This is a genomic window from Streptococcus mitis, from assembly GCF_946190325.1.
GTDB classification, from domain to species: Bacteria; Bacillota; Bacilli; order Lactobacillales; family Streptococcaceae; genus Streptococcus; species Streptococcus mitis_CF.
On sequence record NZ_CAMHZR010000002.1, the window covers coordinates 265,699 to 290,431 of the forward strand.

General features: G+C 40.1%; 25 protein-coding genes and 1 riboswitch. Of the genes, 3 read left to right on the forward strand and 22 right to left on the reverse strand.

Going from position 1 to position 24,733, the window contains the following annotated elements:
• Positions 1-121 precede the first annotated feature (121 nt).
• The 7 genes from cls to N8M95_RS04270 all read right to left on the reverse strand — a co-directional run bounded on the left by cls (position 122) and on the right by N8M95_RS04270 (position 5,633).
• Positions 122-1,654 carry a cardiolipin synthase gene (gene cls, locus N8M95_RS04240; protein WP_261116671.1) on the reverse strand — a complete coding sequence of 511 codons (1,533 nt, stop codon included), beginning with the start codon at positions 1,652-1,654 and terminating at the stop codon, positions 122-124.
• 254 nt (positions 1,655-1,908) lie between these two features.
• Positions 1,909-2,373 carry an SP_0198 family lipoprotein gene (locus N8M95_RS04245; protein ID WP_023946810.1) on the reverse strand — a complete coding sequence of 155 codons (465 nt, stop codon included), beginning with the start codon at positions 2,371-2,373 and terminating at the stop codon, positions 1,909-1,911.
• Positions 2,374-2,459: 86 nt separating this feature from the next.
• Positions 2,460-3,710, reverse strand: coding sequence for a folylpolyglutamate synthase/dihydrofolate synthase family protein (locus N8M95_RS04250; protein WP_000464318.1), 1,251 nt, complete (start codon positions 3,708-3,710; stop codon positions 2,460-2,462).
• Between the two features lie 256 nt (positions 3,711-3,966).
• Positions 3,967-4,272 carry a DUF1292 domain-containing protein gene (locus tag N8M95_RS04255; protein ID WP_000017620.1) on the reverse strand — a complete coding sequence of 102 codons (306 nt, stop codon included), beginning with the start codon at positions 4,270-4,272 and terminating at the stop codon, positions 3,967-3,969.
• 15 nt (positions 4,273-4,287) lie between these two features.
• Positions 4,288-4,707 carry a Holliday junction resolvase RuvX gene (gene ruvX / locus N8M95_RS04260; RefSeq protein ID WP_004239076.1) on the reverse strand — a complete coding sequence of 140 codons (420 nt, stop codon included), beginning with the start codon at positions 4,705-4,707 and terminating at the stop codon, positions 4,288-4,290.
• 3 nt (positions 4,708-4,710) lie between these two features.
• Positions 4,711-4,977, reverse strand: a complete 267-nt coding sequence (locus N8M95_RS04265) for an IreB family regulatory phosphoprotein (RefSeq protein ID WP_000507059.1) — start codon at positions 4,975-4,977, stop codon at positions 4,711-4,713.
• Positions 4,978-5,063: 86 nt separating this feature from the next.
• A complete protein-coding gene (locus N8M95_RS04270) occupies positions 5,064-5,633 on the reverse strand; it encodes an SP0191 family lipoprotein (RefSeq protein WP_247949596.1) in 570 nt (189 codons plus the stop codon).
• 33 nt (positions 5,634-5,666) lie between these two features.
• On the opposite strand from N8M95_RS04270, the gene N8M95_RS04275 reads away from it, so the two are divergent.
• A complete protein-coding gene (locus N8M95_RS04275) occupies positions 5,667-5,867 on the forward strand; it encodes a hypothetical protein (RefSeq protein WP_049502622.1) in 201 nt (66 codons plus the stop codon).
• Between the two features lie 28 nt (positions 5,868-5,895).
• Here the strand turns inward: N8M95_RS04275 and spx are convergent, their stop codons facing one another.
• From spx to N8M95_RS04350, 15 genes are all read right to left on the reverse strand, one after another.
• On the reverse strand, positions 5,896-6,294 hold the full coding sequence (gene spx, locus N8M95_RS04280) for a transcriptional regulator Spx (RefSeq protein ID WP_000591165.1): 399 nt from the start codon (positions 6,292-6,294) through the stop codon (positions 5,896-5,898).
• A gap of 135 nt (positions 6,295-6,429) precedes the next feature.
• Positions 6,430-9,090, reverse strand: a complete 2,661-nt coding sequence (gene mgtA / locus N8M95_RS04285) for a magnesium-translocating P-type ATPase (protein ID WP_261116672.1) — start codon at positions 9,088-9,090, stop codon at positions 6,430-6,432.
• Positions 9,091-9,286: 196 nt separating this feature from the next.
• A riboswitch (M-box (ykoK) riboswitch) is annotated at positions 9,287-9,440 on the reverse strand.
• A gap of 52 nt (positions 9,441-9,492) precedes the next feature.
• Positions 9,493-10,554 carry a M24 family metallopeptidase gene (locus tag N8M95_RS04290; RefSeq protein ID WP_033682421.1) on the reverse strand — a complete coding sequence of 354 codons (1,062 nt, stop codon included), beginning with the start codon at positions 10,552-10,554 and terminating at the stop codon, positions 9,493-9,495.
• The gene (gene uvrA, locus N8M95_RS04295; protein ID WP_261116673.1) at positions 10,547-13,378 is read right to left on the reverse strand and encodes an excinuclease ABC subunit UvrA; all 2,832 of its coding nucleotides are present in this window, start codon (positions 13,376-13,378) and stop codon (positions 10,547-10,549) included. The genes N8M95_RS04290 and uvrA overlap by 8 nt, the downstream gene beginning before the upstream one ends.
• 501 nt (positions 13,379-13,879) lie before the next feature.
• On the reverse strand, positions 13,880-14,272 hold the full coding sequence (locus N8M95_RS04300; protein ID WP_261116674.1) for a transcriptional regulator: 393 nt from the start codon (positions 14,270-14,272) through the stop codon (positions 13,880-13,882).
• Positions 14,273-15,609: 1,337 nt separating this feature from the next.
• A complete protein-coding gene (locus N8M95_RS04305) occupies positions 15,610-16,113 on the reverse strand; it encodes a hypothetical protein (protein ID WP_261116675.1) in 504 nt (167 codons plus the stop codon).
• A 74-nt stretch (positions 16,114-16,187) separates the two neighbouring features.
• Positions 16,188-16,718, reverse strand: coding sequence for a hypothetical protein (locus tag N8M95_RS04310; protein WP_261116676.1), 531 nt, complete (start codon positions 16,716-16,718; stop codon positions 16,188-16,190).
• A gap of 391 nt (positions 16,719-17,109) precedes the next feature.
• Positions 17,110-18,585: a DNA primase family protein gene (locus tag N8M95_RS04315; protein WP_261116677.1), complete on the reverse strand. Its 1,476-nt coding sequence runs from the start codon at positions 18,583-18,585 to the stop codon at positions 17,110-17,112.
• A gap of 43 nt (positions 18,586-18,628) precedes the next feature.
• Complete coding sequence (locus tag N8M95_RS04320; RefSeq protein ID WP_261116678.1) at positions 18,629-19,489, reverse strand: primase alpha helix C-terminal domain-containing protein; 861 nt, start codon at positions 19,487-19,489, stop codon at positions 18,629-18,631.
• Positions 19,490-19,629: 140 nt separating this feature from the next.
• Positions 19,630-19,905, reverse strand: coding sequence for a hypothetical protein (locus N8M95_RS04325; protein WP_000492141.1), 276 nt, complete (start codon positions 19,903-19,905; stop codon positions 19,630-19,632).
• The gene (locus N8M95_RS04330; protein ID WP_261116679.1) at positions 19,898-20,239 is read right to left on the reverse strand and encodes a DNA-binding protein; all 342 of its coding nucleotides are present in this window, start codon (positions 20,237-20,239) and stop codon (positions 19,898-19,900) included. The genes N8M95_RS04325 and N8M95_RS04330 overlap by 8 nt, the downstream gene beginning before the upstream one ends.
• Positions 20,236-20,451 carry a hypothetical protein gene (locus N8M95_RS04335; protein WP_261116680.1) on the reverse strand — a complete coding sequence of 72 codons (216 nt, stop codon included), beginning with the start codon at positions 20,449-20,451 and terminating at the stop codon, positions 20,236-20,238. Before N8M95_RS04335 ends, N8M95_RS04330 begins: the two co-directional genes overlap by 4 nt.
• Position 20,452: 1 nt before the next feature.
• Positions 20,453-20,893, reverse strand: a complete 441-nt coding sequence (locus N8M95_RS04340) for a hypothetical protein (protein WP_261116681.1) — start codon at positions 20,891-20,893, stop codon at positions 20,453-20,455.
• A gap of 404 nt (positions 20,894-21,297) precedes the next feature.
• Positions 21,298-21,924, reverse strand: coding sequence for a Rha family transcriptional regulator (locus N8M95_RS04345; protein ID WP_261116682.1), 627 nt, complete (start codon positions 21,922-21,924; stop codon positions 21,298-21,300).
• Positions 21,925-21,939: 15 nt separating this feature from the next.
• On the reverse strand, positions 21,940-22,170 hold the full coding sequence (locus tag N8M95_RS04350; protein WP_000090006.1) for a helix-turn-helix domain-containing protein: 231 nt from the start codon (positions 22,168-22,170) through the stop codon (positions 21,940-21,942).
• Positions 22,171-22,322: 152 nt separating this feature from the next.
• On the opposite strand from N8M95_RS04350, the gene N8M95_RS04355 reads away from it, so the two are divergent.
• Positions 22,323-23,036, forward strand: a complete 714-nt coding sequence (locus N8M95_RS04355) for a helix-turn-helix domain-containing protein (protein ID WP_001107589.1) — start codon at positions 22,323-22,325, stop codon at positions 23,034-23,036.
• A 160-nt stretch (positions 23,037-23,196) separates the two neighbouring features.
• On the forward strand, positions 23,197-24,711 hold the full coding sequence (locus N8M95_RS04360) for an RNA-binding domain-containing protein (protein ID WP_261116683.1): 1,515 nt from the start codon (positions 23,197-23,199) through the stop codon (positions 24,709-24,711).
• Positions 24,712-24,733 lie beyond the last annotated feature (22 nt).

Genomic DNA, 24,733 nt, shown 5'->3' on the forward strand with positions numbered 1-24,733 from the left:
GTCTGTTCAAACGTCGTGATATAGTTCAATTCCTTCTGAGTCAGCATCGTTCCTCCTACATCTTCTTATTCGTAAAAGGCAAGAAAAATAGGACTGGTTTGTGTCCTAAGTCCTAGATTTCTTATAAGATAGGGGCGAATAACTGGGCAATTTCCTTAATCAATTTTTGATACCAGCTATTTTTTATCGTATGAGGGAAAATTTCTTGCGATACTGAAAAAATCTCCTCAAAATCTTTTTGAATCTCTGTGATTGATGCCGTTTTATATAGCAAAACTGCATCTTCATAGTGATGAAGCAAACTTCTATAATCTAGATTAATGGTTCCAACTGCAGCAAAGTCCTTGTCCACTAGGATTTGTTTACTGTGGATAAAGCCTGGACTATACTCAAAAATCCTGACTCCTGCTGACAAAAGATCCGGATAGGCTCCTCTTGTTATGAGCTGGATTAATTTTTTATCCGGAATGAAAGGAGTCACGATGCGGACATCAACACCTCTCATGGCTGCATTTTTAATACTCTCAGTTAAATCATAGTCAATAATCAAATAGGGTGTTGTGATATAGACTGAGTCAGTAGCCTGATTAATCAAACTTTGATAGACTTTTTTCCCTACCTGAGTACTGAAGATGGGCTTGGGACCACTACCATAGGGAATACAGAGCCCTTGGCTAGAACGAGGCTGGTTTTCCAAGTGATACTGGTCAAAATCACTGATTTCCCCACGATTGATGTACCAAGTCATCAAAAAGAGACGGGTTAGAGCCTTGACACCAGGGCCATCTATGCGAATCCCACTATCCTTCCAATAGCCAAAGCGTTCTACATGGTTGATATACTCATCGGCTAAGTTAATGCCTCCTGTATAAGCTACCTGACCATCTATAACAAGGATTTTACGATGGTCTCGATTATTATAAGCTACCGTCAAACGAGGAATCACCTTGTTAAACTTATGAGCTTCAATTCCTCGACTACGAAGCTGAACAGTATAGTCTCCAGGTAAAGTCGCCATACAACCGATATCATCATAGAGCATCTTGACCTCTACACCCTGAGCTGCCTTTTGCTCTAGTATATCTAGTATGCTATTCCACATCAGACCTTCTTCGACAATATAGTACTCTAGAAAGATAAATTTCTCAGCTTTCTTGAGGTCTTCCAACATATGTTGCCACATGCTTTCACCCGAAGAAAAGAATTGTGAATCTGTTCGATCATAGACATCGGCATTGCTATCCATACTTAGCAAAGATTTGATAACTCCGTAAGCCGCCTTATCATCTTCCTTCAATTTCTGGCGGAGAGCTTTACTGTTATCCTCCCGAAAATGCATGGAGCCAAGTTTGTCCAACTGCTTGATTTCTTTTTTGGACAATCGCCTTTCACCAAACATCAGATAGAGCAGGGGGCCAATAACAGGAACAAAGGTCACCACTAACCACATTACCTTGCTTTCAGGCGCCATGGAACGATTGACAATCGCTACGATAGTCGCCATACTCATAAAGATTAAGAGAATACCCCATCGAATAGGAGCCATCCGCCCTAAATAAAGAAAGAGACCAAAAACAAGACAAAGTTCAAGTAGCATAATCGAAAGACTAAAGCCATACTTGGACATCAATAATTGAAATTTTCTATATTTCATATCCCCTCCTTGATATTTTGATACTCAATGAAAAGCAAAGAGCAAACTAGGAAGCTAGTCGCAGGTTGCTCAAAACACTGTTTTGAGGTTGCAGATGGAAGCTGACGTGGTTTGAAGAGATTTTCGAAGAGTATGAATGCTAAAAACAGGTAATTAATACTAGTATAACGCAGGTATTCGGTAGAAGGCAAGTATTTATAATCATTTTTCTGAGTAAAAGCAAAAGAGACTGACAAAACCAGTCTCCTTCCAGTCTATTTTGATAAAACAATGCGATCAGACGCTTCTCTATCCCTATCGTCAATAATCATCTGATTGCCATTAATTGCATAAATCTTGGCATCATCCCCAATAATCATGCGTTGATTAGCGGCATCGAAGCTAACCTGCTTGATTTCTTGATCTCCGTCAGTTTCTACCTGTGTCCATGTACCAGTTGTTCCAGTTACCACTAAAGTGATACGGTCTCCTTCGTCCTGACCAGTATAAGTTCCATCAATATTGGTTGGTTGAGCCTCAGGCGTATTTTGTGAAGAACTTGTCGCTGCCTGGTTTGAATTTTCTGCCGAAGATGAAGCAGCAGGTTGTGATTGCTGAGTTTGTTGTGTTTGCGATTGAGCTACTGGTTGTTGAACTTGTTGAGCTCTTTGTGAACAAGCTACTAAGAGACTAAGACTTGCTAGAGAAGCAAGAGAAAGTGTGAATCTTTTTAATTTCATGATGAATTTCCTTTCTGCTACCAATTTACAGAAGTTTTTCCTTCTAACTAGTAGTTTTCCTAGTATAACAAGTTCAAAAAAGGAGGTCAATTTATCTGCTCATGGGCCAGCAAGTAGCCCCGTACTTCTGAGATAAAATAGAGAGACCCTGTAATGAATAACAAGTCTTGAGTGTCTGCTCTTTCTTCGAAACTGCTGATAAATTCGCGATAAGAAGGAATTACATCGTAACCTGTTACATCTGTTTCATCCAAAGAACCTTGATAGTCAAAGCCGGTCACCTTGAGTTCCACCTGAGGCAATTTTTCAGTCAGATAAGCCAACATCCCTTGATAATCCTTCCTTTTCAAGGCTCCAAATAGGATTTGAGGACGATATCCTTCCTGCTCTTTTTCTTTAGTAAATTCAACCAAGCGAGTCAAGGCAGGGAGGTTATGAGCACCGTCCAAGTAAATTTGAGGACGAATACGCTCCAAACGCCCAGCCCAATGGGTCTTCTCCAAAGCCTGTCTTACAACCTGTTCATCAACAGCTTCCTTTCCTTCTCTCATAAAGAGAAGAAACGTTTGTAGCGCCAAGGCCGCATTTTCCTGCTGATAAGCTCCTTCCAAGCCTATTTTCAACTGTGAAAGGTTAGCCAAAGAGCTTGAAAAATCCCCATTCAGCATTGAAAAATCCTGACCTGCCTGATAAAGGTCAACAGCTAAAGATTCTGCTTTTTTCTGACAAACAAGCCTAGCTTCTGAAGGCAACTTAGCAATCACTGCCTTTTTACCAGCCTTAAAAATACCAGCTTTCTGCTCTGCAATTGCTGCTATACTGTCACCCAGAGTCTCCTGATGATCAAGTCCGATGGAAGTGATGACAGCAATCTCTCCAGTTACCACATTGGTCGTGTCTAGTAAACCACCAATTCCCACTTCTAGTAAAAGCAAATCCACCGCTTGCTCTCTAAAATAAAGAAAAGCAATCAAGGTCAGCAATTCAAAAAAAGACAACTGGTCATGGGTTTGCAGGAGCGTTTTCTCCATCTCCTTGACCTTATTAGCCAAACGGATGAAGTCTGCATCAGCTATTGGTTGCCCGTTAATGCAGATTCGATCATTGATAGAGACGATATGAGGGGAGGTGAAAGTCGCAACTTTTTTGCCATGCCCCATAAATAACTCCCTCATAAAAGCAATGGTAGATCCTTTTCCATTAGTTCCTGTTACGTGGATAATAGGATAAGACTTCTCGGGATTCCCCAACAAATCCACCGCTTGTTGCATTCGGCCCAAGCCTGATCGAAAATTCAAACCAATCCGACTATGGAGCCATTCTTCTACTTCAAACATATACATCTCCTTAATTACAGGTTCAATCAACTGCCTCAATAAAGTCTCATAACTAACAAAAACGAGGCCAGGATTTTCGTCCCGACCTCTCACCTGGTTAGCTAATAACTAGCTACTATGAATATTAACTTGGGGTAAAAACATCCTCCGAATTTACTGACGGTTTTTATTTTTAGCGTCAGGCTAAAAACGTCCCCGGACTTACCAGCTCTTTTTTATTTCAAAGAGCTGGGCTAAAAACGTCCCCCAGACGTTTTTACTCCTCCATAAAACTATTGAAGACTTCTTCAATCATATTCCATTCGTCTTCTGAGTCTTCTGGGATTGGTTGCAATTCGCCTTCTGTTCCATCTTCGTTTTCGATGAATGAGTAAGCTTGGATTTCAACTTGTCCGTCTTCGTCTTCTTCTGCGTTAACTGGTACTAGAAGAACATAGTTTTTACCAAATTCTTCTTTTCCGTCAATGGTCAAAAGGATTTCAAACAAGGTTTCATTTCCTTGCTCATCTACTAGTGTAATTAATTCACGTTCTTCGTGGTCGTGGTTATGATCGTGTGACATAGCCTCTCCTTTGTATTAAAATTTTCTATCTAAATAATTTTGTAAAATCAGCTGAGCTGCTAACTTATCAATGACTTTCTTGCGCTTGTTACGGCTAATATCTGCTTGCTCAATCAACATGCGCTCTGCGGCAACTGTTGTCAAGCGTTCATCCTGATAGTCTACTGGTAAACCAAAAAGCTCTTCTAACTTTGCTCCGTAGGCTTGACTAGCTTCCACGCGCGGTCCGCTTGTATTGTTCATGTTTTTAGGCAAGCCCACTACAAATCGTTCCACCTTGTAAGTATCAACCAACTCCTTAACGCGGTCAAAACCAAATTGGCCTTGCTCCTCGTTGATTTGGATGATTTCAAGTCCTTGAGCCGTAAAACCGAGCGGATCGCTAATAGCCACCCCTACCGTTTTTGAACCGACGTCCAATCCCATAATTCTCATAGGTTATAGATCGACTCCTTGTCCTTTAAGGTAGTAGCGGACCAATTCCTCAACGATTTCATCACGCTCATACTTACGGATTTGATTTCGTGCATTATTATAACGAGGAACGTAGGCAGGGTCTCCACTCAATACGTAACCTACGATTTGGTTAATTGGGTTGTAGCCCTTATCGTTCAACGAAGCATAGACATCAGTCAAAGTTTCGCTAATTTCTTTTTTATTGGAATCGTCCAATTTAAAACGTACTGTTTCTTCAGTAAATCCCATTCTAACACCCTCTTTCCTTAGAATATTACTATTATAGCATAATTCCTTACGTTCTACAAATCAGGCAGTCTATTTATTTGGATTTTCTATTGTTCTGTCGCGCCATTTGCCAATCTGTCTGAAATATATTTGCTTGGTTCATTCTTCAAGAGATTTTCTAAACCAATGTTCTTCAAATATTCTAACTGAGAAGCCTTCTTGACATCCAAAACTTGAAAATCAAAACTAGTCGTTGTTTGAAGTTCAGTTGCACTCAATAGTTTGGTTTCAAGCTTAAATCCTGCTAATTTACGAGCTTCTATGATGGCCTCATCCTTCTCCTCTGCCTCGAGAAGAGCTTTTTGAGTTTCTTCCACTCCGTGTTGGTCAATATAAGTTTTCAACTCATCAGAGACTGGACGCTTTTGTTGAATCGTTAAGCTCAAAAAAGTCTTGTCCTTGTATGTAATGGTTTGGGTTTGCTGACTACCATCATCTGACTTGGGCAAGACCAAAGTCTTGGTCACAACTGTATTCTTCTCGGCATTTTCAATAACTGGCAATGCCGACTGAAGCGTATCCTTTTCTGTTTTTGTAGCTGGTCCAGTTTCTTTTTTCTGTCCGCAACCAACCAGGACAAAAAGGAAAGCTAGACTAACAAGAGCTATTTTTTTCATTTCTTTCTTCTTTCTTTTTGAGATTAATACTCAATGAAAATCAAAGAGCAAACTAGGAAACTAGCCGCAGGCTGCTCAAAGCACTGCTTTGAGGTTGCAGATAAAACTGACGAAGTCAGCTCAAAACACTGTTTTGAGGTTGTGGATAGAACTGACGAAGTCAGTAACCATACCTACGGCAAGGCGATGTTGACGCGGTTTGAAGAGATTTTTGAAGAGTACAAAATAGAATAAGACTGGGAGTTGCTCCCAGCCTTGATGTTTATAGAGCTGCACGCAAACGTGCTTCTGCATTTTCTACATTACGGACAGAGCGTGGTAGGAAGGCACGAATATCGTCTTCCTTATAGCCAACTTGCAGGCGTTTTTCATCCACAAGGATTGGGCTCTTTAAAATTCTCGGTGTTTCCATAATCAGATTGAGGACTTCATTGACACTCAAATCTTCAATATCCACTCCAAGGGCTTTGGCATAGCGATTTTTAGACGAAACGATGCTGGCTATTCCGTTATCTGTTTTTGTCAGAATATCCAGTAATTCTTCTCTCGTAATTCCTTCTTTACCAAGGTTTTGTTCTTTATAACTTAACTGGTGGGCATTGAGCCAGGTTTTTGCTTTTTTACAGCTAGTACAACTTGAGACTGTATAAATTTTAATCATGTACCTACCCCTTTCGCTACATGTTACTATCAGTTTAGTCTATTATACCATAAAAAACATCCGACTTGCGACCTATTTTTAAATTTTTTTGACTTTTTTCGTCATTTTCGTACTTTTTTCTTGACAAAATGAAATTTACAGCCATTCTTGATATTTCTTGATATAGATTTTTTTCACAATTGTCACGCTAATCATATACAAAATAATGATGAAAAGTAAAAAGATGAAATAAATCGGTTTTAAAGGAGTTAGATGAAGTAGGATTGCGAGTGGACTGTAGGGAAGGAAGGTCACAAAGGCTGCAGCCAATAAGGTTGTCACAAGGACTAGCCAAGCTGGACGACTTTGTAAAAAGGGAATTTTAGCTGAACGCAGCATATGGATAACCATGGTCTGTGACCACATGGACTCGATAAACCAACCTGTCTGAAACAAGACAATAAAACCTACGGCAGACTCTGCCCCATGAACATAAGCTTGACCTGTTGTCATGGGTACAATGATAAAATAAAGCAAAATAAAGGTCAAAATGTCAAAGGCAGAAGAGATAGGTCCCATCCAAATCATGAAACGTGTGATGGACTTAGCTTCCCAGGTATGCGGATTTCTCAAAAAATCTTTATCCACCTTGTCAAAAGGCAAGGCAATACAAGACAAATCATAGACTAGATTTAGGATAATCAAATGGACTGGTGCCATTGGTAAAAATGGTAAAAAGATTCCAGAGACCAATAGGGATAAGATATTTCCAAAATTAGAACTCACTGTCATCTTGATATATTTGGTCATATTGGCATAGACCTTACGACCTTCAACAAGTCCTTTTTCAAGCACCATGAGATCCTTATCAAGTAAGATAACATCAGCTGTTTCTTTAGCAATATCTACTGCTGTATCAACAGAAATTCCCACATCTGCTACTTTCATAGAAGGGGCATCATTGATTCCATCTCCCATATAGCCGACCGCATGACCATTAGCCTTAAATTGTAAAATAATCCTTGCTTTTTGGTCAGGAGAAAGTTTGGCAAAAACTGTTACCTCCTCCACGGCTTGAGCCAATTCTTGATCACTCATCTGATCAATTTCAGATCCTAACAGCATCTGATTGATATCCAAACCAACCTTTTCACAGACTGCTTGGGTAACTTTTTCGTTATCTCCCGTCAAAATTTTTGTTTGAACCCCATGTTCTAACAAAGCCTTAATTGCTGGTGCTGCAGATGGTTTAGGAGGATCTAGGAAGGCTAAATAACCAGTTAGAATCATATCCCCTTCGTCATCAACTGTATAGGCATGATCTTCCCTCAAACCTGACTTATAAGCCACTCCCAAGACACGCAAACCTTGTTGATTTAGTTGTCGGACTTCCGCTAAAATTTCTTCTCTAATAGCATCTGTCAAGGGAGTAATCACTCCTTGGTATTCCGCATGACTGGAAATCGTCAACATCTCCTCTAGGGCACCCTTGGTTACCAAACTAACCACTTCGTGCTCATCTTTAACGATAACACTCATCCGTCTACGTTCAAAATCAAAGGGAAGCTCATCTATTTTTTGAAAAGTTTGAGCCAAATTTTGCAAGAGGGCGTGTTCTTTTGCTTCCTTTTCAGTCCGTTTGATGATAGCTCTGTCCATCAAATTTTTCAAGCCCGTTTGAAAATAAGAATTGAGATAAGCACGTCTCAAGACAGTCAAATCCAAGCGTCCGTGGATGTCCAAGGGATATTCAAGGACAATTTCGTCTTGGGTTAGAGTTCCTGTCTTATCTGTACACAAGATATCAATCGCCCCTAAGTCCTGTATGGCATTGAGTTTCTTGATAACCACTTTTTCCTTGGCCATGATAATAGAACCTTTTGCTAGGCTAGCGGTAATAATCATAGGAAGCATTTCAGGTGTCAATCCAACACCAACACTCAAAGCAAATACGCCAGCTTCCAGCCAGTCGCCATCTGTTAAACCATTGGACAAGAAAACGATGGGCACCATGACCAACATCAAACGGATCAAGAGCCAAGAAATACTGTTCATCTCTCGTTCAAACGAAGTAGGCTCATCATAGGTGTTCAGAGTCTGCTCAATGGCCCCCATCATGGTATCATCACCAACCGCCAAAACCACGGCCTTGGCACTGCCAGATAAGACATTGGTTCCCATAAAAGCCAAGGATGCGGCTCCGAGCAGACTATCAGATTGTTGAACTGTTGCCTTGGTCAAGGCCAATTTTTCAACAGAATCACTTTCGCCTGTCAAGCCAGACTGTTGGACAAAGAAATCGCGCGACTCAAATAAAAGAAGATCTGCTGGAATCATATCTCCAGCGCTTAATTTAACCACGTCCCCCACTACCAAATCATCGATAGGTACTTCTTGAATTTCTCCTTGACGAATGACAGTCGCTGTGTTGACAATCATTTTTGAAAGATTGGTCGCAGCCTTATCACTGCGGAGTTCTTGGATAAATCGAATACCTCCAGAAATGAGGACTAGAACAACGATGATAATGGAAGTCGTCGGATCCTCTTGACCTGGTTTTGCCAACCAGACATTGGTCACTAAGGAAATCACGGCGATGACCAGCAAGATGATTGTAAAAGGATTGATAATCGATTCGTAAATCTTTTTCAAAATCGAATCTTCTTGGCCTTTGGTAATGGTGTTTTCGCCATATAGGACACGATTTTTCTCCACCTGCTCCTCAGTTAAGCCTGTTAGACTTGTCTTATAAAAAGATAGAGTTTCGTTTAAGGATGTATGAATAGCTGTTGCTAATCTTTCTTTTGTAGTTTTCATTGGTTTCTCCTATCTGTATGAATGATGTGTTTCATACACAGAGACCAATCACTTTATAAGGGCAGAACGACACAAATCAGCGATTGGCTGTGTATGTGCGGTTCCGGATGATCGTCAATTTGCATCGTCTGTCTCCTTTCTTTGTTTTAAACAGTAGAAAATCCCACCATAAAATGGCAGGATTAAAAAACTAATTATCTGTTTTTCGTTCAAGCTTTAACTCCATAGGGCAATGAAATGAGCTTAGTCTTGGCCTTCGCGACCAGGACTGTTGACCAACGAGTAGTGTCTCCACTGCTTTGCGGTAGTCATCCGTATCCCTATGGTAGCCTCACCTACCGTTTTCTTTTTTCAGTATAAACCTTTAAAATTTAAAAGTCAATCATTTGAGTTGTTTGAGTCTTAAATAACTATCAACTCTTTTGGAGCTAGGGTTAACAATTCACAACCTGTCTCTGTAATCAGAATATCGTCCTCGATACGAACACCATATTTGCCTTCGATATAGATACCTGGTTCATCAGTCAAGGCCATACCTGCCTTAATAGTTTCTGTAGAAGTCTGGCTAAAGTATGGTTCCTCATGGATATCCAGTCCAATACCGTGTCCGATACCGTGGGTAAAGTAGTCGCCATAACCTGCCTCGATGATAATATCACGAGGAATTTTGTCAAAGTCACGGAAACCTAAGCCAGCCTTAGCTTGGTCAATCAAGGCTTGATTGGCTTTGAGAACCGTATTGTAAATCTCTGCCTGCTCATCGCTGACATGCCCCAGATAGATAGTCCGGGTCATATCACTGACATAGTGGTCATAAAGGCAACCGAAGTCCATGGTAATGGCTTCTCCTAGCTCAACTGGTTTGTGCATAGGATGAGCATGAGGTTTGGAAGAATTGATACCGCTAGCTAGGATCGTATCAAAAGATAAGCCAGATGCTCCCAACTCACGCATGCGGAAGTCAAGGAAGTTGGCTATTTCAATCTCTGTCTTTCCTGGTTTGATAAAGTCAAGCGCGTCGCGGAAAGCTTGGTCTGAGATAGAACAAGCCTTGCGAATAGCTGCAATCTCCGCTTCATCCTTAATCATTCGAAGACCTTCAACAAACTGAGTCTGTGGAAGCAAGTCAATTCCTTCAAAGGTAGCCTGCATACGATGGTAATAAGAAACCGAAATCTCGTCCTCAAAACCGATTCGAGACAAGCCCATATCCTTAACAATTCCTCCAATGACAGCCAATTCATCACGATCAGCCATAATCTCAAACCCACTGGTTTCTTGCTTAGCTGCAATGATATAGCGAGAGTCTGTCACCAAGACCTGGCGGTCACGACTGATGAAGACTGTTCCGTTTGAGCCCCAAAAACCCGTCAAATAATAGACGTTTTTAAGGTTATTGATGATAATGCCATCTAGTTCTTTTTCTTGCATTTTAGCTAGAAATGCTTGTACGCGTTTATTCATGATGTAACTTTCCTTTCAAATAATGTCCTGTGTAGCTGGCTTCATTGGCCGCTACTTCTTCTGGAGTTCCTGTTGCGATGATGGTTCCACCACCGACACCGCCCTCAGGTCCCAAGTCGATGATATGGTCTGCCGTCTTAATGACATCCAGATTGTGCTCAATGACGAGGACTGTATTGCCATCGTCTACAAAGCGAGCCAAGACTTTAAGCAAGCGAGCGATGTCCTCAGTATGCAGCCCTGTCGTTGGCTCATCCAAAATGTAGAAAGATTTTCCTGTCGAGCGTTTGTGAAGTTCACTAGCCAACTTCATACGCTGGGCTTCTCCCCCAGAAAGGGTGGTAGCTGGTTGACCTAGCGTCACATAGCCCAGCCCTACATCCTTGATGGTCTGAAGTTTGCGTTGAATTTTCGGAATATGTTGGAAGAATTCCACCGCATCGTTGACGGTCATATCCAAGACCTGCGAGATATTTTTTTCCTTGTAGTGGACTTCTAGGGTTTCACTGTTGTAGCGGGTTCCGTGGCAAATTTCACAAGCCACATAAACATCTGGCAAGAAGTGCATCTCAATCTTGATGATCCCATCACCTGAGCAGGCTTCACAGCGACCACCCTTGACGTTGAAACTGAAACGACCCTTCTTGTAGCCTCGAATCTTGGCTTCATTTGTCTGGGAAAAGAGGTCACGTATATCGTCAAAAACTCCCGTATAGGTAGCAGGGTTAGACCTTGGCGTCCGTCCGATAGGACTCTGGTCAATGTCAATCAAACGATCAACATGCTCAATCCCTGTAATAGTCTTAAATTTACCAGGTTTATCTGAATTACGGTTGAGCTTTTGGGCAATCGCTTTTTTGAGAATGCTGTTGATGAGGGTCGATTTCCCTGAACCCGACACCCCTGTCACTGCGATAAATTTCCCTAGTGGGAAGCGAGCAGTGACATTTTGCAAGTTGTTCTCACGCGCTCCTGTCACTTCGATAAAACGACCATTACCAGTACGGCGCTCTGTTGGCACTGGAATAGCACGTTTACCTGACAAGTACTGGCCTGTGATAGACTTACTGTTACGAGCTACCTGTTTAGGCGTACCTGCAGCAACAATCTCCCCACCAAAAACACCGGCACCGGGACCAACGTCAATCAGATAATCCGCCTCACGCATGGTATCTTCGTCATGTTCCACCACAATGAGTGTATTACCCAAGTCGCGCATCTTTTTGAGACTAGCAATCAGACGGTCATTGTCCCTCTGGTGAAGACCGATTGACGGCTCATCTAGAATATAAAGGACACCTGATAGGTTAGAACCAATCTGGGTTGCCAAGCGAATACGCTGGCTTTCCCCACCTGAAAGGGTTCCTGCTGAGCGAGACAGAGTCAGATAGTTAAGACCCACGTTATTAAGGAAGGTCAAACGATCCTTGATTTCCTTGAGAATGGGACGAGCGATGATGGCTTCATTTTCAGACAAGGTCAGCTGGCTCACCAAGTCTAAGTGGTCTGCGATAGACAGGTCTGAAATTTCTCCGATATGTGGCCCTTGCTCGCCACCCACACGGACAGACAAGGCCTGATCATTGAGACGGTAACCGTGACAGGTTCCGCAGGTCAGCTCATTCATGTAGAGGCGCATCTGGGTGCGGGTGTAATCGCTGTTTGTCTCGTGATAGCGACGCTTGATATTATTGACAATTCCCTCAAAAGGAATGTCAATATCGCGCACACCACCAAATTCATTCTCATAGTGGAAATGGAATTCCTTGCCATCTGACCCATAGAGAATCAAGTTCGTATCCTCTTCTGACAAGTCCTCAAAAGGCTTATCCATATCCACTCCAAAGGCTGTCATAGCCTGCTCTAGCATGTTTGGATAGTAGTTGGATGAGATAGGATTCCAAGGTGCTAGCGCCCCCTCACGTAGCGTTTTGCTGGCATCTGGTACTACCAAATCAGTATCCACCTCCAGCTTGATGCCCAAGCCGTCACACTCACTACAAGAACCAAAAGGAGCATTGAATGAGAAGAGACGTGGCTCTAACTCTGGAACAGTAAAGCCACAAACTGGACAGGCATAGTGCTCAGAGAACAACAACTCAGAGTCGTCCATAGTGTCGATAATGACATAACCTTCTGCAATACGAAGGGCTGCCTCAATGGAATCAAAGAGACGACTACGAATGCCCTCCTTGATGACAATACGGTCAACCACGACATCGATATTGTGTTGCTTGCTCTTAGACAACTCTGGCACTTCGGTCACATCATAGACTTCCCCATCCACACGGACACGAACATAACCATCTTTCTGAATCTTTTCAATAACACTCTTGTGCTGTCCTTTTTTCTTACGGATAACTGGGGCTAAGATTTGCAGACGTTGGCGTTCTGGCAACTCCAAAACCTTATCAACGATTTGCTCCACAGAAGAAGCCTTGATAGCCCCATGCCCGTTGATACAGTAAGGCGTCCCCACACGTGCGTAGAGGAGACGCAGATAGTCATTGATTTCAGTCGTGGTTCCCACCGTCGAGCGAGGGTTTTTACTAGTCGTTTTCTGGTCGATGGAAATAGCTGGGCTGAGACCATCAATAGCATCCACATCTGGTTTTTCCATATTGCCCAAGAACTGGCGAGCATAGGCTGACAAACTCTCCACATAGCGACGTTGCCCCTCCGCATAGAGGGTATCAAAAGCCAGACTGGATTTCCCCGAACCTGACAAGCCGGTCACGACAACTAACTTGTCTCGTGGAATCTCCACATCAATATTTTTTAAATTATGGGCACGCGCCCCATGAATGACAATTTTATCTTGCATTTTTGTTCTTTCTAGTCCATTATTGCTTACCATTATACCAAAAAAAGTGAGATTCTATTACCCAAAAGGCTGAATTTGTAGTATAATCAACAATCGCTTATTTTATATTTCCTTAGGGCTTCCTAACCCTTATATCACGCGCTTTTGAACAAAAAACACTAACATTACTTTTTACTACTTGCTCCCCCAAAGTACGCAAAAAGGGGAGCAAAAAAGCCCCACAAAAGGGCTAAGATTTGACGAGTTCAGCAGGCAAGAAACTAGCACGGTCAAACGTGCTTTTTTGTTTTCTGATGAAATATGTACATACTTTTCCATACTTTAGTTTCTGATTGCTGATAGGTATATTATACCATGAAGCGCGTGGTTTATAAGATTATGAACTCACAAAAGTCCCCAGTTTGCTCTCCAAGGGCTTGTAGTTTATCCGTGGTGTTTTAGTTGTCCAGTACGAAACAAAGCAAAATAGGGGGCAAATATGAAGCCTCAGCCTACATTTGCCTACTTATATGCTTCTAGCTCTCCGCTCTGGTGGATTCTCGCAAAGTTTAAGACGGCTATCTGTTTGTACCTGTGGTAACTTGTAACACTAGTTCCTGCCATTTCTAAGCATTCACTTACTGTTTTCTTCCTCATGTAACAATAATGGATAATAAAGTATTTTCTGGCTCTCTCGTTCTCTATGCTGTTGATGTCGTGGGCGAATATCTCCAACCCCTCACGGATTGCTTTTTCATGCTCACCGCTCAAATTCCACTGATCAGGTAAGACAAGTTTCCAAGCCTCTTCATCTATCGTAACTTGGTTTTCACTTCCTGCCATCCTCTGGAAACGTAGAAAGTAAGTCATCCGCTCTCTGACGTTTATCATCGTTTTAAACTTATCCAGCTCCATTAGTTCGCTCCTTCATGATATAATATTATTGAGATTATAGCTGAGGCGGAGCGCCTTGGCTTTTTTTGCTATTTCTCTATGTTCGCTCTAGCTTCAAATGCTTCCCCGTGAGAAAAAATGCACAATGACGGGTGAAGCTCATAGAAGCGCGTGGGGAGGGAGATAGCCCCGTATCTCCTTATGGTTTGATAAGCAATTAAGGGATGTTTTTATTTCTCTTATTTCTTTGTCATTCTGCAAGCAATTAAGGCAAGTTATTTCTTTGCTTATCTGCTTATCATTTGGTAAGCAACAAATCCAAAATAACAGACTTTTAAACCGCTCTTATCTCCCTGTCATTTGGTAGGAAAATAAGGGGAGTTATTTTAGTTCTTATTTCCCTATCATTTTGTAAGGAGTAAATCCAAATTAAGGAAGCTAATAAGTCTCCTTATCTCCTTACAGTTTTTCAGGGAGCAAAATCAAAATAAGCGATGTTATTTCCTGTCTTATTTCCTTACCATTTGACAAGGAGAAAAACGAAAATAAGGGGCTTTTAAATTCGTCTTAACTCCCTATCGTTTTGTAAGCAATTAAGAAGGCTTATTATCGTCCTTATCTGCTTGTCATTCTGCAAGGAGTAAATCAGAAATAAGAGGGGTAAAAACTTCACTTATCTGCTTGTCGTTTCTCAGGGAGTTAAGGGGGGGGGTTATTGCTCTTATCTGCTTGATAAATGATAGGGGGATATATCCACTTTCTCGGGCTTCGCTCGAGCTTCAAGCTATGTAATCTTCTCTGTTCGTTCTCTGTTCAAGAGGTATTTTCTCGGCGTTCGCTCGGAGTTCAACACACATCACCCTGCCATTTGTCAGGCATATTTATTGCCACTACCTAAGCAAAATATCACCTTTTCTAACCCTCGATAAACCTCTCTACCTTGTGGTAACCTTGGGGCTTTTAAATACGCAACCTTGACAAAACCTTTACATTTTTTGCTCTTACCTCACCAAAACCTCACCATTGAAAAACTTCGATACCTTACCAAAACCTTACCGTTCTATGGTTCTAAAAAAGTAGCTATACCTTGTGGTAACCTTGGGGTTCTATCACTAGAAAAAAGCCCTGTACCTTGCTAAAACCTTGCTATTTTGAAGTATGTGACCTTAGCCTAATCTTAGCCTTTTTTAAATATTCAACCTCACCCTTATCTCACCCTTTTTTTGGAACGCTTACTGCACCCTTTTTGGAACGCTCTACTTACTTAAATCCTTGATATATCTAGCTTTTTTAACATTCAAACCGTCTAATATGTAGTATTTGTTTGTTTTGTAAATTGCACACTACTTCATATTGTCCTACAATCTCAAACCATTCAGCCAAAATCTATCCCCTTTTTTAGTATACTTCAAAAACTTCATATAGTGCTTATGATACCTGTCACGCTTCATATACTTTGGTCTTTCAGGGAAACTATCAAACATATATCCGCCACGTCTAGGACTCCACCCTGGTTCTACCTTTCTAGCTTCTTTTAGTGCAAGCTCCCAGTAGTATTGGCAATCCGTTTTACTGCGGTTCAGGGTGTGCTTGTGGATATCTAGACAAGTACCGCAACTAAAATACAAATACCGTTTATAAAGCAACCTGCACCGTCTACCACAATCAGGGCAAAGAAAAAAATATCGATTACCTCCCTTAGTTCCTGCTATTCTGTCTAATTCAAAGGATTCTCCACCAAAATCAATCTCTAAATTATCCAAATCAATCTCTAAACGCTGACCGTCCAACTCGGCTATACCCTTAGATATTCCTCTCAGCTTCATTGGTTTAGTGATTGTTTCTATTGCTAACCGCCTCATTATTTCCCCCTACCTATATGGAAAAACCCAAAACTATTGACTTTATAACAAAAAGGGGATTGCTCCCCTGTGTTTTACTTCAAATGCTCTGTATAATCAGCAAGGCCTTTATATTCGCCCTCTACGTCCAATTTCTTAAGTAGGCTAATACTTTCATCGCCCAGCATTTCCAACGTACCAAAAGCAGTCATAGAGTCCATAGGGATAGGCTTATCAGAAAGCAAGCGATCAGCATAGTCTAATAGTTCCAGCTCGTAGTCTGTGACCTTATTCAGTAAACTCTCAAAGTCCTCTGACTCTTTGAGTTGGAGCACGCGCTCCCGTTTGTAACGTTCTTCAAATGCTTCAGCCTCTCCTGGTTGTTTGTGGTAGTCTTTAAAACTGTCACAAATACGCTTAAAGGTCTTGTTTAGCTTGTGATCTTCCACATACTCAGCTACTAGCGTGCCTTTATCCTTGTAGGTCAATGAGATTACAGGCTGGCAATATGTCCCAGTCATATATCCCAGTAGCGCGTGACCTGCTACTTGAGCGGTCGCCTGATCACAAAAATAGTAAGTGAAAGTAAATGTTTTGGCTTTATCCGAAAATGTTTTTAATGTCATGTTGTTTTTCCTCTTTCTGTTTTAAGGGTGTCACTAGTAGTTACACCATTGCAAGGGGGTCGGTACTATCTACCCCATTTTGTTACCTTCTTTAGTGATTTTGTTACCTTCTAGGTAACATAGTTCAGCCTTACTCCCCCAAGGGTTTAGACCCTTTTTGTTACCATGTTACCTTCTTTTGAAGTCATAGCCCTTATATATAAAAATACTATTTTTTCCCTATATAGAGAGTTAAAAACAAGGTAACAAGGTAACATTTTCCCAAAAAAGTCAGTAGTATCAAGGGTTTAACAACGTTACCTTCTTTCTAAACAAGGTAACAAGAAGGTAACATTTTTGGGGAAAAACCTAGATATACCAAGGGTTTAGGGCATAAAAAGAAGGTAACATTTTAGTCTTTAACGACAGCGTGATTAGTTTTGGATAGTTTGGTTCTTTCAAACTCTAGCGGATCTAGTTTGTCATAATCTTCAACTTTGACCCTCGCTCTCTTAAGTTTGTAATGATTGGGTGTTAACTGTTGTAAGTGTCTTATCGTTTCTTTTCCTGCCCCGTAAACATTGGGCTTGGGTATTCCCATATCTTCAGCATAATGTTTCAGCGACCTGGTTAGTATAAAAACAGGTACTACGTCTAGCTCATGCCAACCTTTTTCCATGTATTCATGCTTAACCCATGAAAGTAAGTAGTCATTATCCTCCTGGTATTCTTCTATGAGTCCTTTAACTGCTTTAGGTTCGATAAAGTGAGTAAATGGCTCTTGATTGATAGCTTTGTAAAGTGCGTACTCTAATACTTCATTATTGGCCAAAAATTCATTTTTTATCCAAGGTTTTTCCTTCTCCCCGTTAAAGTCAGCATTAAAAGGGACAATCATAATTCTACGATACCAGCCTTTTGTCTTGTTGCCACCATTGGGGATATAGTTCCCTGAAAAGATATTGAATAGCTTAAAGGTAGCTTCAAAGGCTGGCCGACCTTTTGGATTGACTAGCACGGTGTCCCCACTAGTGATACTCATTAAATCAGACGGATTTTTTAAGTATTCGTTTGGGGCTTCATCTCCGATATTACAAACTTTACCTACCAGGGTTTCTAAGTTATGCTTTTCAGCAAACTGTGCAGGTTTTAAGGCTGATATATTGCTTTCCCCTATCAGGTTGATAAGGAAGCGCTGAAATGTTCCTTTACCATTGTTACCGTCCCCGTAGAAGATAGCAAACTTATTTCGGGTATGGTTAGGGTTAATAGCTTCAAGGATAATCTGCCAAAACAGTGTGACCAGTTCACTATCATTACAAGCGATTGAGTTTAGCCAATCATCAAAAGTTTTGCCCTCTCTATCTGTTGGGACTCGTTTAGGCGCGTGGTAGGCCGTGCTTATCTTACTTGTAATTACATACTTAGGACTAAAGGGGAGTAGTTCCTTAGTTTCTAAGTTGATAATGCCGTTCTGTACGGGAATGAGGTTGGAACTTTCTAAAGGTTTCTTTATCTTGGTCAATGTTCTAACCATTAACTTAATCTGTGGCCACTCTCTGGGTTTAATTCTAACGTCAAAGGTCTTACACAAAAGATTGAATAGATCATTACTAGCGGTATAGATACCCTCGTCTAAATCATAGATATAGAGTAGGCTATAATCAGGTATATTGCTCTTGCTGATAAAAGTAAATGTGACAATCTCGCTCAGTATTTTAGCTACTGTGAAGGTTTGGGGCATGGCAACCTTTTCGGTAACGTCCCCTGTGTTCTCATTTACCTTAGTTTCAGTATGTTCTGCCCGCCATTCTTCTCCAGCTTTAAAGATACGATTTTCAAGCTCCTTCATCGTTCTAGGAGGGTGTTCTTGCTCTCTGACCTCCATGATTTCACTTTTTAGGTTTGCTAATTCTTCTAGTTCTATGGTTCTAACCTCTCTTTCTATATTCAGCCCGTGCTATACTGCTAAAAGTGCGGTCTAGCTCTTCAATAGGCAATGGTTCAGCCGTCACGCTATTAGCTATCTTTGTCAGTTCGTAGGCGGTCTCTAGGTCACAATCAACCCACTTGTTAAAGAGTAAGCCTACAAATCGTGTCACTGCCACGTTACGCCCTCCCTCGTCTCCAAAGCCATTAAAAAGTGTGTCAATGATCCTCATAGTCATTGACCTCTGGCCACTTGCTCTAGGCTTGTAACGCTCCGTAGTTTCTTGCTTCGCTCTTGGTTCAACCTTAGGGACTGGATAATCTAGGCCATGCTCTACGATTTTTTGATAGTCTGCTGGGTTGCCTGTTGTTACTGGTAGCCCTTGGAGTTGTGACCATGTTAAACTGGCCATGTCAAAGGGTAGCCCAATCTTATCAGCAATCTCTTTCACTACCTGCTTATAGGTTGCCTCGTTCATCATGTTGTCAGGCTTCACTACAAGGCGAAAACGGGGCTTTTCTAAGCTATGTTTAATAGTCGGGTATAAGATATAGGAGTAGCCAAATAAAGCGCTAGAAACAGCCTTTATAAAGCCCTCAGACGTCCCCTGTATATCATCATAATCAAGGAAAATCAAATCCCGATAGATTAGACTGGAGTTGTTTCGCTTGTAACTGCCATGCTTTTCTGGCGTCACTTTCCCACTGATACAGTAAGGCGCTTGTGTACGTTTAAATTCTTCAATGTTTGCCCCTTCAGGGACTACCAAAGGCTTAAAGCGTTCAATGTACTGGAACGGCTCAATTTTATCAAATGGATAAACAAGATTACTCTGAAAGCCTTTAGCCTCATAAATTGTCATACTATCGCCCCTTTTTGCGTTTCTTTCTTAACTTCTTCAGTAGCTTTTGTTCTTGGAACTGTTCCAAAGATCTGCCACGGTGCTTATACAATTTAATGTCATGATAATGGCCTCCGCCCTGTGCTGGGTGTGTGTTATATCTACCCATTTTCTACCCCCAGAAACTTCCAGATGTCAGTTATTTTATAATAAACCTTTCTTGTATCTTCAAGCGGTGGATGGTATCGTCTTAGCCCTGCTTTTTCCCACTTTTGGAGTGTCAGATATTTTATATCTAACTCGCCCATGACTTCCTGGGCTGAGATTAAACCTGTCAGTCGTGGTTTGACTGTATCACGCGCTTCCAGGTATCTTTCCACTACCTCCAGAATGCCATGCGCTAGGTCTTGCTCACTTTCTCGGCTTAGGCTAAACATATCCGCCCACCTCCTTCAAGGTTTCTTTGTAGCTTTCTAGGTCGCTGTTCATCAACACCGCTAGGCGCTTTTCTTCTTCACGTATCTGATTGTAAAATGTTTTGGCACCGTCCAATAGTTCATCTTTGTTAACTGGGATAAAATATCCCCTAAATGTCCCATGGCGAACCCCAACAATAGGAACGCTGTGGCGCGTGATTAGACGGCTGATAATATCTTGCACGGTTCTTTCTGCCAGCTTAGTGATCAGGCTGATTTCTGCCCCTGTTATGGAGTTCTCAGCCCCTACCTTGATTAGTCTTAATACTCGTTTATCATTCTCTGATAGACTCATTCAGTTCCTCCCCATACGTTGACCCCTGCAAGCTGGATATATCGCCCATATTCAGGGTTTAAATCCTTGCTAGGTGTTTCTATCGTCTGTTTGCTTTCTCGCTCAAATTGGGCGCTTCTTTTGCGGTCTCGGTGGTTTAGATAAAACAGTAAGCCAATTAATACCACCATACAGATTACCGCTTGTGTGTTGCTTAAATCTAGTTCATTCATGTTATAACCCTCTTTCTTTCAAATCCTTGATAATTAGGCTACGTAGATAATTCCAAATATTACCAGTATTATCTGTTACTAATTCTTCTGGCTTAGTAAAACTCCTAACCGCTCTATTCAAATAATTAAATAATAACCAGTGTGGACGTTCTTTCCCTAATTTTATGGAATTATTTGCTAAAAATTCATCATGTTTCTTTAACTCGCCAAATAAATTGCTGATGTTGGCGTCTAAAAATGTTTCATGGTCAGCTTCCTGTTGTTTATAAGTTTCCGATAATCTATAAAATTGCATCCATAACTGACTAATTGCTGATCTACAATCTTCGGCTATCTCTGCTGCTCCATGGTGTTTCTTTGATAAATGCCACTCTGATAAAATATCTAGCTTTTCCTCTACGCTACCTAATTCTTTTTCAAATTCTTTAAAAAATTCATCCATTTTTCTTTACCTTCTTTGTCTTTTACTATACTGGATATCCTCACACTCAAAGTTTTGCGATGGCGAGTGTGGGGATTTTGAATGGTTGTTTCTTATACAGTTTTTCTTGTAATGAAGTTCCTCACGCTCATAAGTTTGCCGACCGAGAGCGTGGGGCTTTTTGAGTTGTTTCTTATAGACGATATCCTCACGCTCAGAGTCGCCAAATTGAAAGCGTGAGAAAGTACCAGTTTTAAGAGTTGGCGCTCTCCGTATGGTCAAAATGCCCTAGATATGCTATAATCTAGTTATAAATCTTTACTAAAACCTCTTTGATAATAGCTTGCCTGCTTTGTTAAATTCGTTTTAGTGTTAGTGTGAAAGGCTCTGCGGTGTGGTTATTGCTAAGCCTTTTTTTGTTGCAATCACGCGCATTTAGTGCGTGTTTTTTTATTTCTGAATGCCATAGCTTTGATTTCCTGATAACTCATATTCAAGCCAATCATGGCTATTACCATATCCTCAAATGCCTGGTATTGCTCTAGCTCGTCACTGGTCAAGCTATCAATGCCATTGTAGCCCCCACGTTCTTCCCTTAACTGCTTAGCGTTCCTGTCGGTTACTGCTTTTAGTAGCAGGTTGTTCATGGTGCTATGCGCGTGCTTTGGGGCTTGTTCCCAGTTCTCAATACTGTCATGCAAGGTTTTTCTTTTTGGCTTTTCTAGCGCCCTCTGCATACGGAACTTAGAAAGCTCCTCACGCATTTCAAAGAATGCTTTGACTAGGTTGGTTTTGAAATTGGCCACTTGCTCGGTATTCTTCAAGAATGTGATCAGCAATGTTGCTTGTTGCTCATTCAAAATATAATCTTTTGCCTGTTGGCCACTTTGTAAAGGTCGCATTTTAAATGACACCTTTCCAAATTGCTCCAGTCGTCCAATTTGTTTTCTAATGTGTTCCTGTATTGCGTGGTGTTTTATTCCAGCATATTCAGCGATAATCTCGCTCGTAGTATACGGCTCTTTCTTTCCGTCCATATAGACTAGTTCCATTGGTTCACTCCTTTCTTAGATTTCCTTTTGATTTAGTTCTATTTTTTTCGTACTATCTCCTAAAAAAATATCGTCCAGTTTTACCTGATACAGTTCCGATAACTCTTTAAGTAGCTCAAAAGGGATTAGCGTACTATCTTTTTCGTACTTTGAGATAGTCTGAAAATTCTTGTTGACCTTCTTAGCCACTTGGCGCAAAGTAAAACCTGCATTTACTCGACACGCTCTTAGCGTCCATTGTGCCATATTCTTATAGCTCCTTTCAAGATTGATAAAATCATGGTACTATTTTTTTCGTACTTTGTCAACGCTGTTGTTGAAAAATTTTATTTTTTTCGTACTTTGTCTTTTTTGTGTTATAATCAGGTTGTAGAATTAAAGTAAGGGAGTTTTTAACAATGGCAAAAAATAGCCCTCAGGATTTAAAGAATAGAGAATATTTCTCTAATAATCTTAACCGTGTTATGAAAGAAAAAGGTATCAGACAGATAGACCTGCATAATGCTTTAGAAATTCCTAAAAGTACAATAACTGGTTATGTAAAAGGTAGATCAATGCCAACATCTGGCAATCTTCAAAAACTTGCTGATTATTTGGGAGTGAAAAAATCTGATCTTGACCCTCGCTTTTCTGACAAAGATGTTTACAAAGAATTTTTATATATGTTAGATAAACAATTAGACGAAGAAAAATACCTCGTAAAAAATGTTTCAAAAGATAAAATTTTTCAGAAAGTAAAAGAGAGAGAGAAAAGGGACAAGGAAATAATTGAACTAGCAAAGAGTAAAAATTTCCCAATCAGTCCTGAAGAGTTTCTCACTACTATCACTGAATCATTAAATGAATACAATCCCAAAGACAACTATGAAGTTTTAAATGCCCTTGCGCTAAAGACAAGTAATATCCTATTCTGGCTAGATATTGTATTTCAAAAAACAAGTAGTGAATTCTACATAGTTTTTGAAGATAAGGAATTCAACCAAGAATATTACAACAAATTATATAAAAAGTTTGAAAATCTATTTGAAGAAATTAAGTCTTTAGCTCTTCAAGAAGCTAAGAAAGATAAAGAAAATCTAGATGATTTTGCGTTACTTTGGGGTATAGACTAACCCACGCGCCACAATGTTCAACAATCCTGAAGCGCGTGTGCGAATGCGTGTGCGAATAATCTACTTTCAAAAAAACCTTTAATAGCACTGTTAGCTAACTAAAAATAAACTATTTTTCCCGCGCGTGTGCGAATGCGTGTGCAAATTGATTGGAGAAAAAATGAGAAAATACGATATACCAAAATTGTTATTATCAGGGGAGAACCAAGGTGTTGAATTCAAAGAAGCTAAAAATTCTTTCCCTAAAGACGGTATGAAAACAATTTGTTCCTTCGCTAATACAAATAATGGTCTGTTAATTCTAGGTGTCTCAGAGAATACAAAGAATAAAGATTTTTATATTTCTGGAGTTAATGATCCCGATAAAGTACTGGACGAATTATATAGTTTACTTAATAACCCTAATAAAATTAATAGAAATGTGATTAATGAAGAAAGTGTTGAAGTCGTAAATATAAAAGGAAAAGAGATTGTCATTATCCCTGTTAACAAGGTAGACTACAAGGATAAACCTATATATCTTAATGACAACATAGCATCTACCTATTTTCGTCAGGGGACTGGTGATTTTAGGTGTTCACAAGAGCAAATCAACTCTATGTTAAGAGATTCCGCTAAGGAAAGTTTTGATAGCACACTTATTCAGGATTTTTCTATTTTAGACTTAGATACAGAAACAATAAAGCTATATAGAGAAAAATTTGATAATATAAATGCGGAGCACCCTTTTTCAAAGTTGGATAACGAACAATTTTTAATAAAAATAAATGCTTTACGAAGAGATCGCAAGGACGATAAAATAAAGCCAACAGTTGCTGGACTATTAATTTTTGGTACACATAATTCAATAAAAGAGTTTATTCCACACTATAACGTAGAATATGTTCTAAAAGAGTTTTCTGAAAACAATCACTTTAAAGATCGTGTGATTTATGATGGTACATGGGGGGAAGATAATCTTTTTAATTTCTTTTACCTAGTTATTGAAAAATTATATCTAACTTTGAATGACAACTCTAACATTCAAGAAAATTCTATGAATAGAATTGGAATTTCAAAATTACGAATTGCAATTCGCGAGGCATTCATTAATAGCCTTATTCATAGCGACTATAAAAGCGAAAAAGGGATAATGATAATTAGATATCCCGACAGGTATATATTCACAAATGGCGGAACACTTAGAATTGACATAAAGGACTTTTTTAGTGGGGCACATTCTGATCCAAGAAACTACTTAATACAAGAAATTTTTAGATTTTTAAATTTATGTGAAAAAGCGGGAACTGGTATACCCAAAATAATGGAAGCAGTTAAAGAGAGTCATTTAAAATATCCCAATTTACGAACTGAATTAGACTCAGTTGAATTTACATTATGGGATACTTCCCTTATAGATAATCTGGATATTGATAACGAATATGAGAAAAAGATATTAGAGTTAATAATCGAACACCGTTTCGTAACAAGAGAGGCTTTGGAAGAAAAACTAAAAATCCACAAAAATACAATTTTAAAATATTTAAAAAAATTAGTGGAAAAACAAGCTATCGATAAATTCAAATCTGGTAGACAATACGTATACTTTATTACACAAAACCAAGATCCTGAATTTCAAAAATATAACCACATTAATGCTATGTATTCTTTACTGGAAGAAATAAAACGAAAATAAGGGGGTCTCGTAGCCCCTAGCA

What these genes read in the sequence shown, in the direction of transcription:
- cls (WP_261116671.1), bottom strand. Translation starts at nt 1,654, where the DNA reads ATGAAATATAGAAAATTTCAATTATTGATGTCCAAGTATGGCTTTAGT.
- N8M95_RS04245 (WP_023946810.1), bottom strand. Translation starts at nt 2,373, where the DNA reads ATGAAATTAAAAAGATTCACACTTTCTCTTGCTTCTCTAGCAAGTCTT.
- N8M95_RS04250 (WP_000464318.1), bottom strand. Translation starts at nt 3,710, where the DNA reads ATGTTTGAAGTAGAAGAATGGCTCCATAGTCGGATTGGTTTGAATTTT.
- N8M95_RS04255 (WP_000017620.1), bottom strand. Translation starts at nt 4,272, where the DNA reads ATGTCACACGATCATAACCACGACCACGAAGAACGTGAATTAATTACA.
- ruvX (WP_004239076.1), bottom strand. Translation starts at nt 4,707, where the DNA reads ATGAGAATTATGGGATTGGACGTCGGTTCAAAAACGGTAGGGGTGGCT.
- N8M95_RS04265 (WP_000507059.1), bottom strand. Translation starts at nt 4,977, where the DNA reads ATGGGATTTACTGAAGAAACAGTACGTTTTAAATTGGACGATTCCAAT.
- N8M95_RS04270 (WP_247949596.1), bottom strand. Translation starts at nt 5,633, where the DNA reads ATGAAAAAAATAGCTCTTGTTAGTCTAGCTTTCCTTTTTGTCCTGGTT.
- N8M95_RS04275 (WP_049502622.1), top strand. Translation starts at nt 5,667, where the DNA reads ATGAAAATCAAAGAGCAAACTAGGAAACTAGCCGCAGGCTGCTCAAAG.
- spx (WP_000591165.1), bottom strand. Translation starts at nt 6,294, where the DNA reads ATGATTAAAATTTATACAGTCTCAAGTTGTACTAGCTGTAAAAAAGCA.
- mgtA (WP_261116672.1), bottom strand. Translation starts at nt 9,090, where the DNA reads ATGAAAACTACAAAAGAAAGATTAGCAACAGCTATTCATACATCCTTA.
- N8M95_RS04290 (WP_033682421.1), bottom strand. Translation starts at nt 10,554, where the DNA reads ATGAATAAACGCGTACAAGCATTTCTAGCTAAAATGCAAGAAAAAGAA.
- uvrA (WP_261116673.1), bottom strand. Translation starts at nt 13,378, where the DNA reads ATGCAAGATAAAATTGTCATTCATGGGGCGCGTGCCCATAATTTAAAA.
- N8M95_RS04300 (WP_261116674.1), bottom strand. Translation starts at nt 14,272, where the DNA reads ATGGAGCTGGATAAGTTTAAAACGATGATAAACGTCAGAGAGCGGATG.
- N8M95_RS04305 (WP_261116675.1), bottom strand. Translation starts at nt 16,113, where the DNA reads ATGAGGCGGTTAGCAATAGAAACAATCACTAAACCAATGAAGCTGAGA.
- N8M95_RS04310 (WP_261116676.1), bottom strand. Translation starts at nt 16,718, where the DNA reads ATGACATTAAAAACATTTTCGGATAAAGCCAAAACATTTACTTTCACT.
- N8M95_RS04315 (WP_261116677.1), bottom strand. Translation starts at nt 18,585, where the DNA reads ATGGAGGTCAGAGAGCAAGAACACCCTCCTAGAACGATGAAGGAGCTT.
- N8M95_RS04320 (WP_261116678.1), bottom strand. Translation starts at nt 19,489, where the DNA reads ATGACAATTTATGAGGCTAAAGGCTTTCAGAGTAATCTTGTTTATCCA.
- N8M95_RS04325 (WP_000492141.1), bottom strand. Translation starts at nt 19,905, where the DNA reads ATGTTTAGCCTAAGCCGAGAAAGTGAGCAAGACCTAGCGCATGGCATT.
- N8M95_RS04330 (WP_261116679.1), bottom strand. Translation starts at nt 20,239, where the DNA reads ATGAGTCTATCAGAGAATGATAAACGAGTATTAAGACTAATCAAGGTA.
- N8M95_RS04335 (WP_261116680.1), bottom strand. Translation starts at nt 20,451, where the DNA reads ATGAATGAACTAGATTTAAGCAACACACAAGCGGTAATCTGTATGGTG.
- N8M95_RS04340 (WP_261116681.1), bottom strand. Translation starts at nt 20,893, where the DNA reads ATGGATGAATTTTTTAAAGAATTTGAAAAAGAATTAGGTAGCGTAGAG.
- N8M95_RS04345 (WP_261116682.1), bottom strand. Translation starts at nt 21,924, where the DNA reads ATGGAACTAGTCTATATGGACGGAAAGAAAGAGCCGTATACTACGAGC.
- N8M95_RS04350 (WP_000090006.1), bottom strand. Translation starts at nt 22,170, where the DNA reads ATGGCACAATGGACGCTAAGAGCGTGTCGAGTAAATGCAGGTTTTACT.
- N8M95_RS04355 (WP_001107589.1), top strand. Translation starts at nt 22,323, where the DNA reads ATGGCAAAAAATAGCCCTCAGGATTTAAAGAATAGAGAATATTTCTCT.
- N8M95_RS04360 (WP_261116683.1), top strand. Translation starts at nt 23,197, where the DNA reads ATGAGAAAATACGATATACCAAAATTGTTATTATCAGGGGAGAACCAA.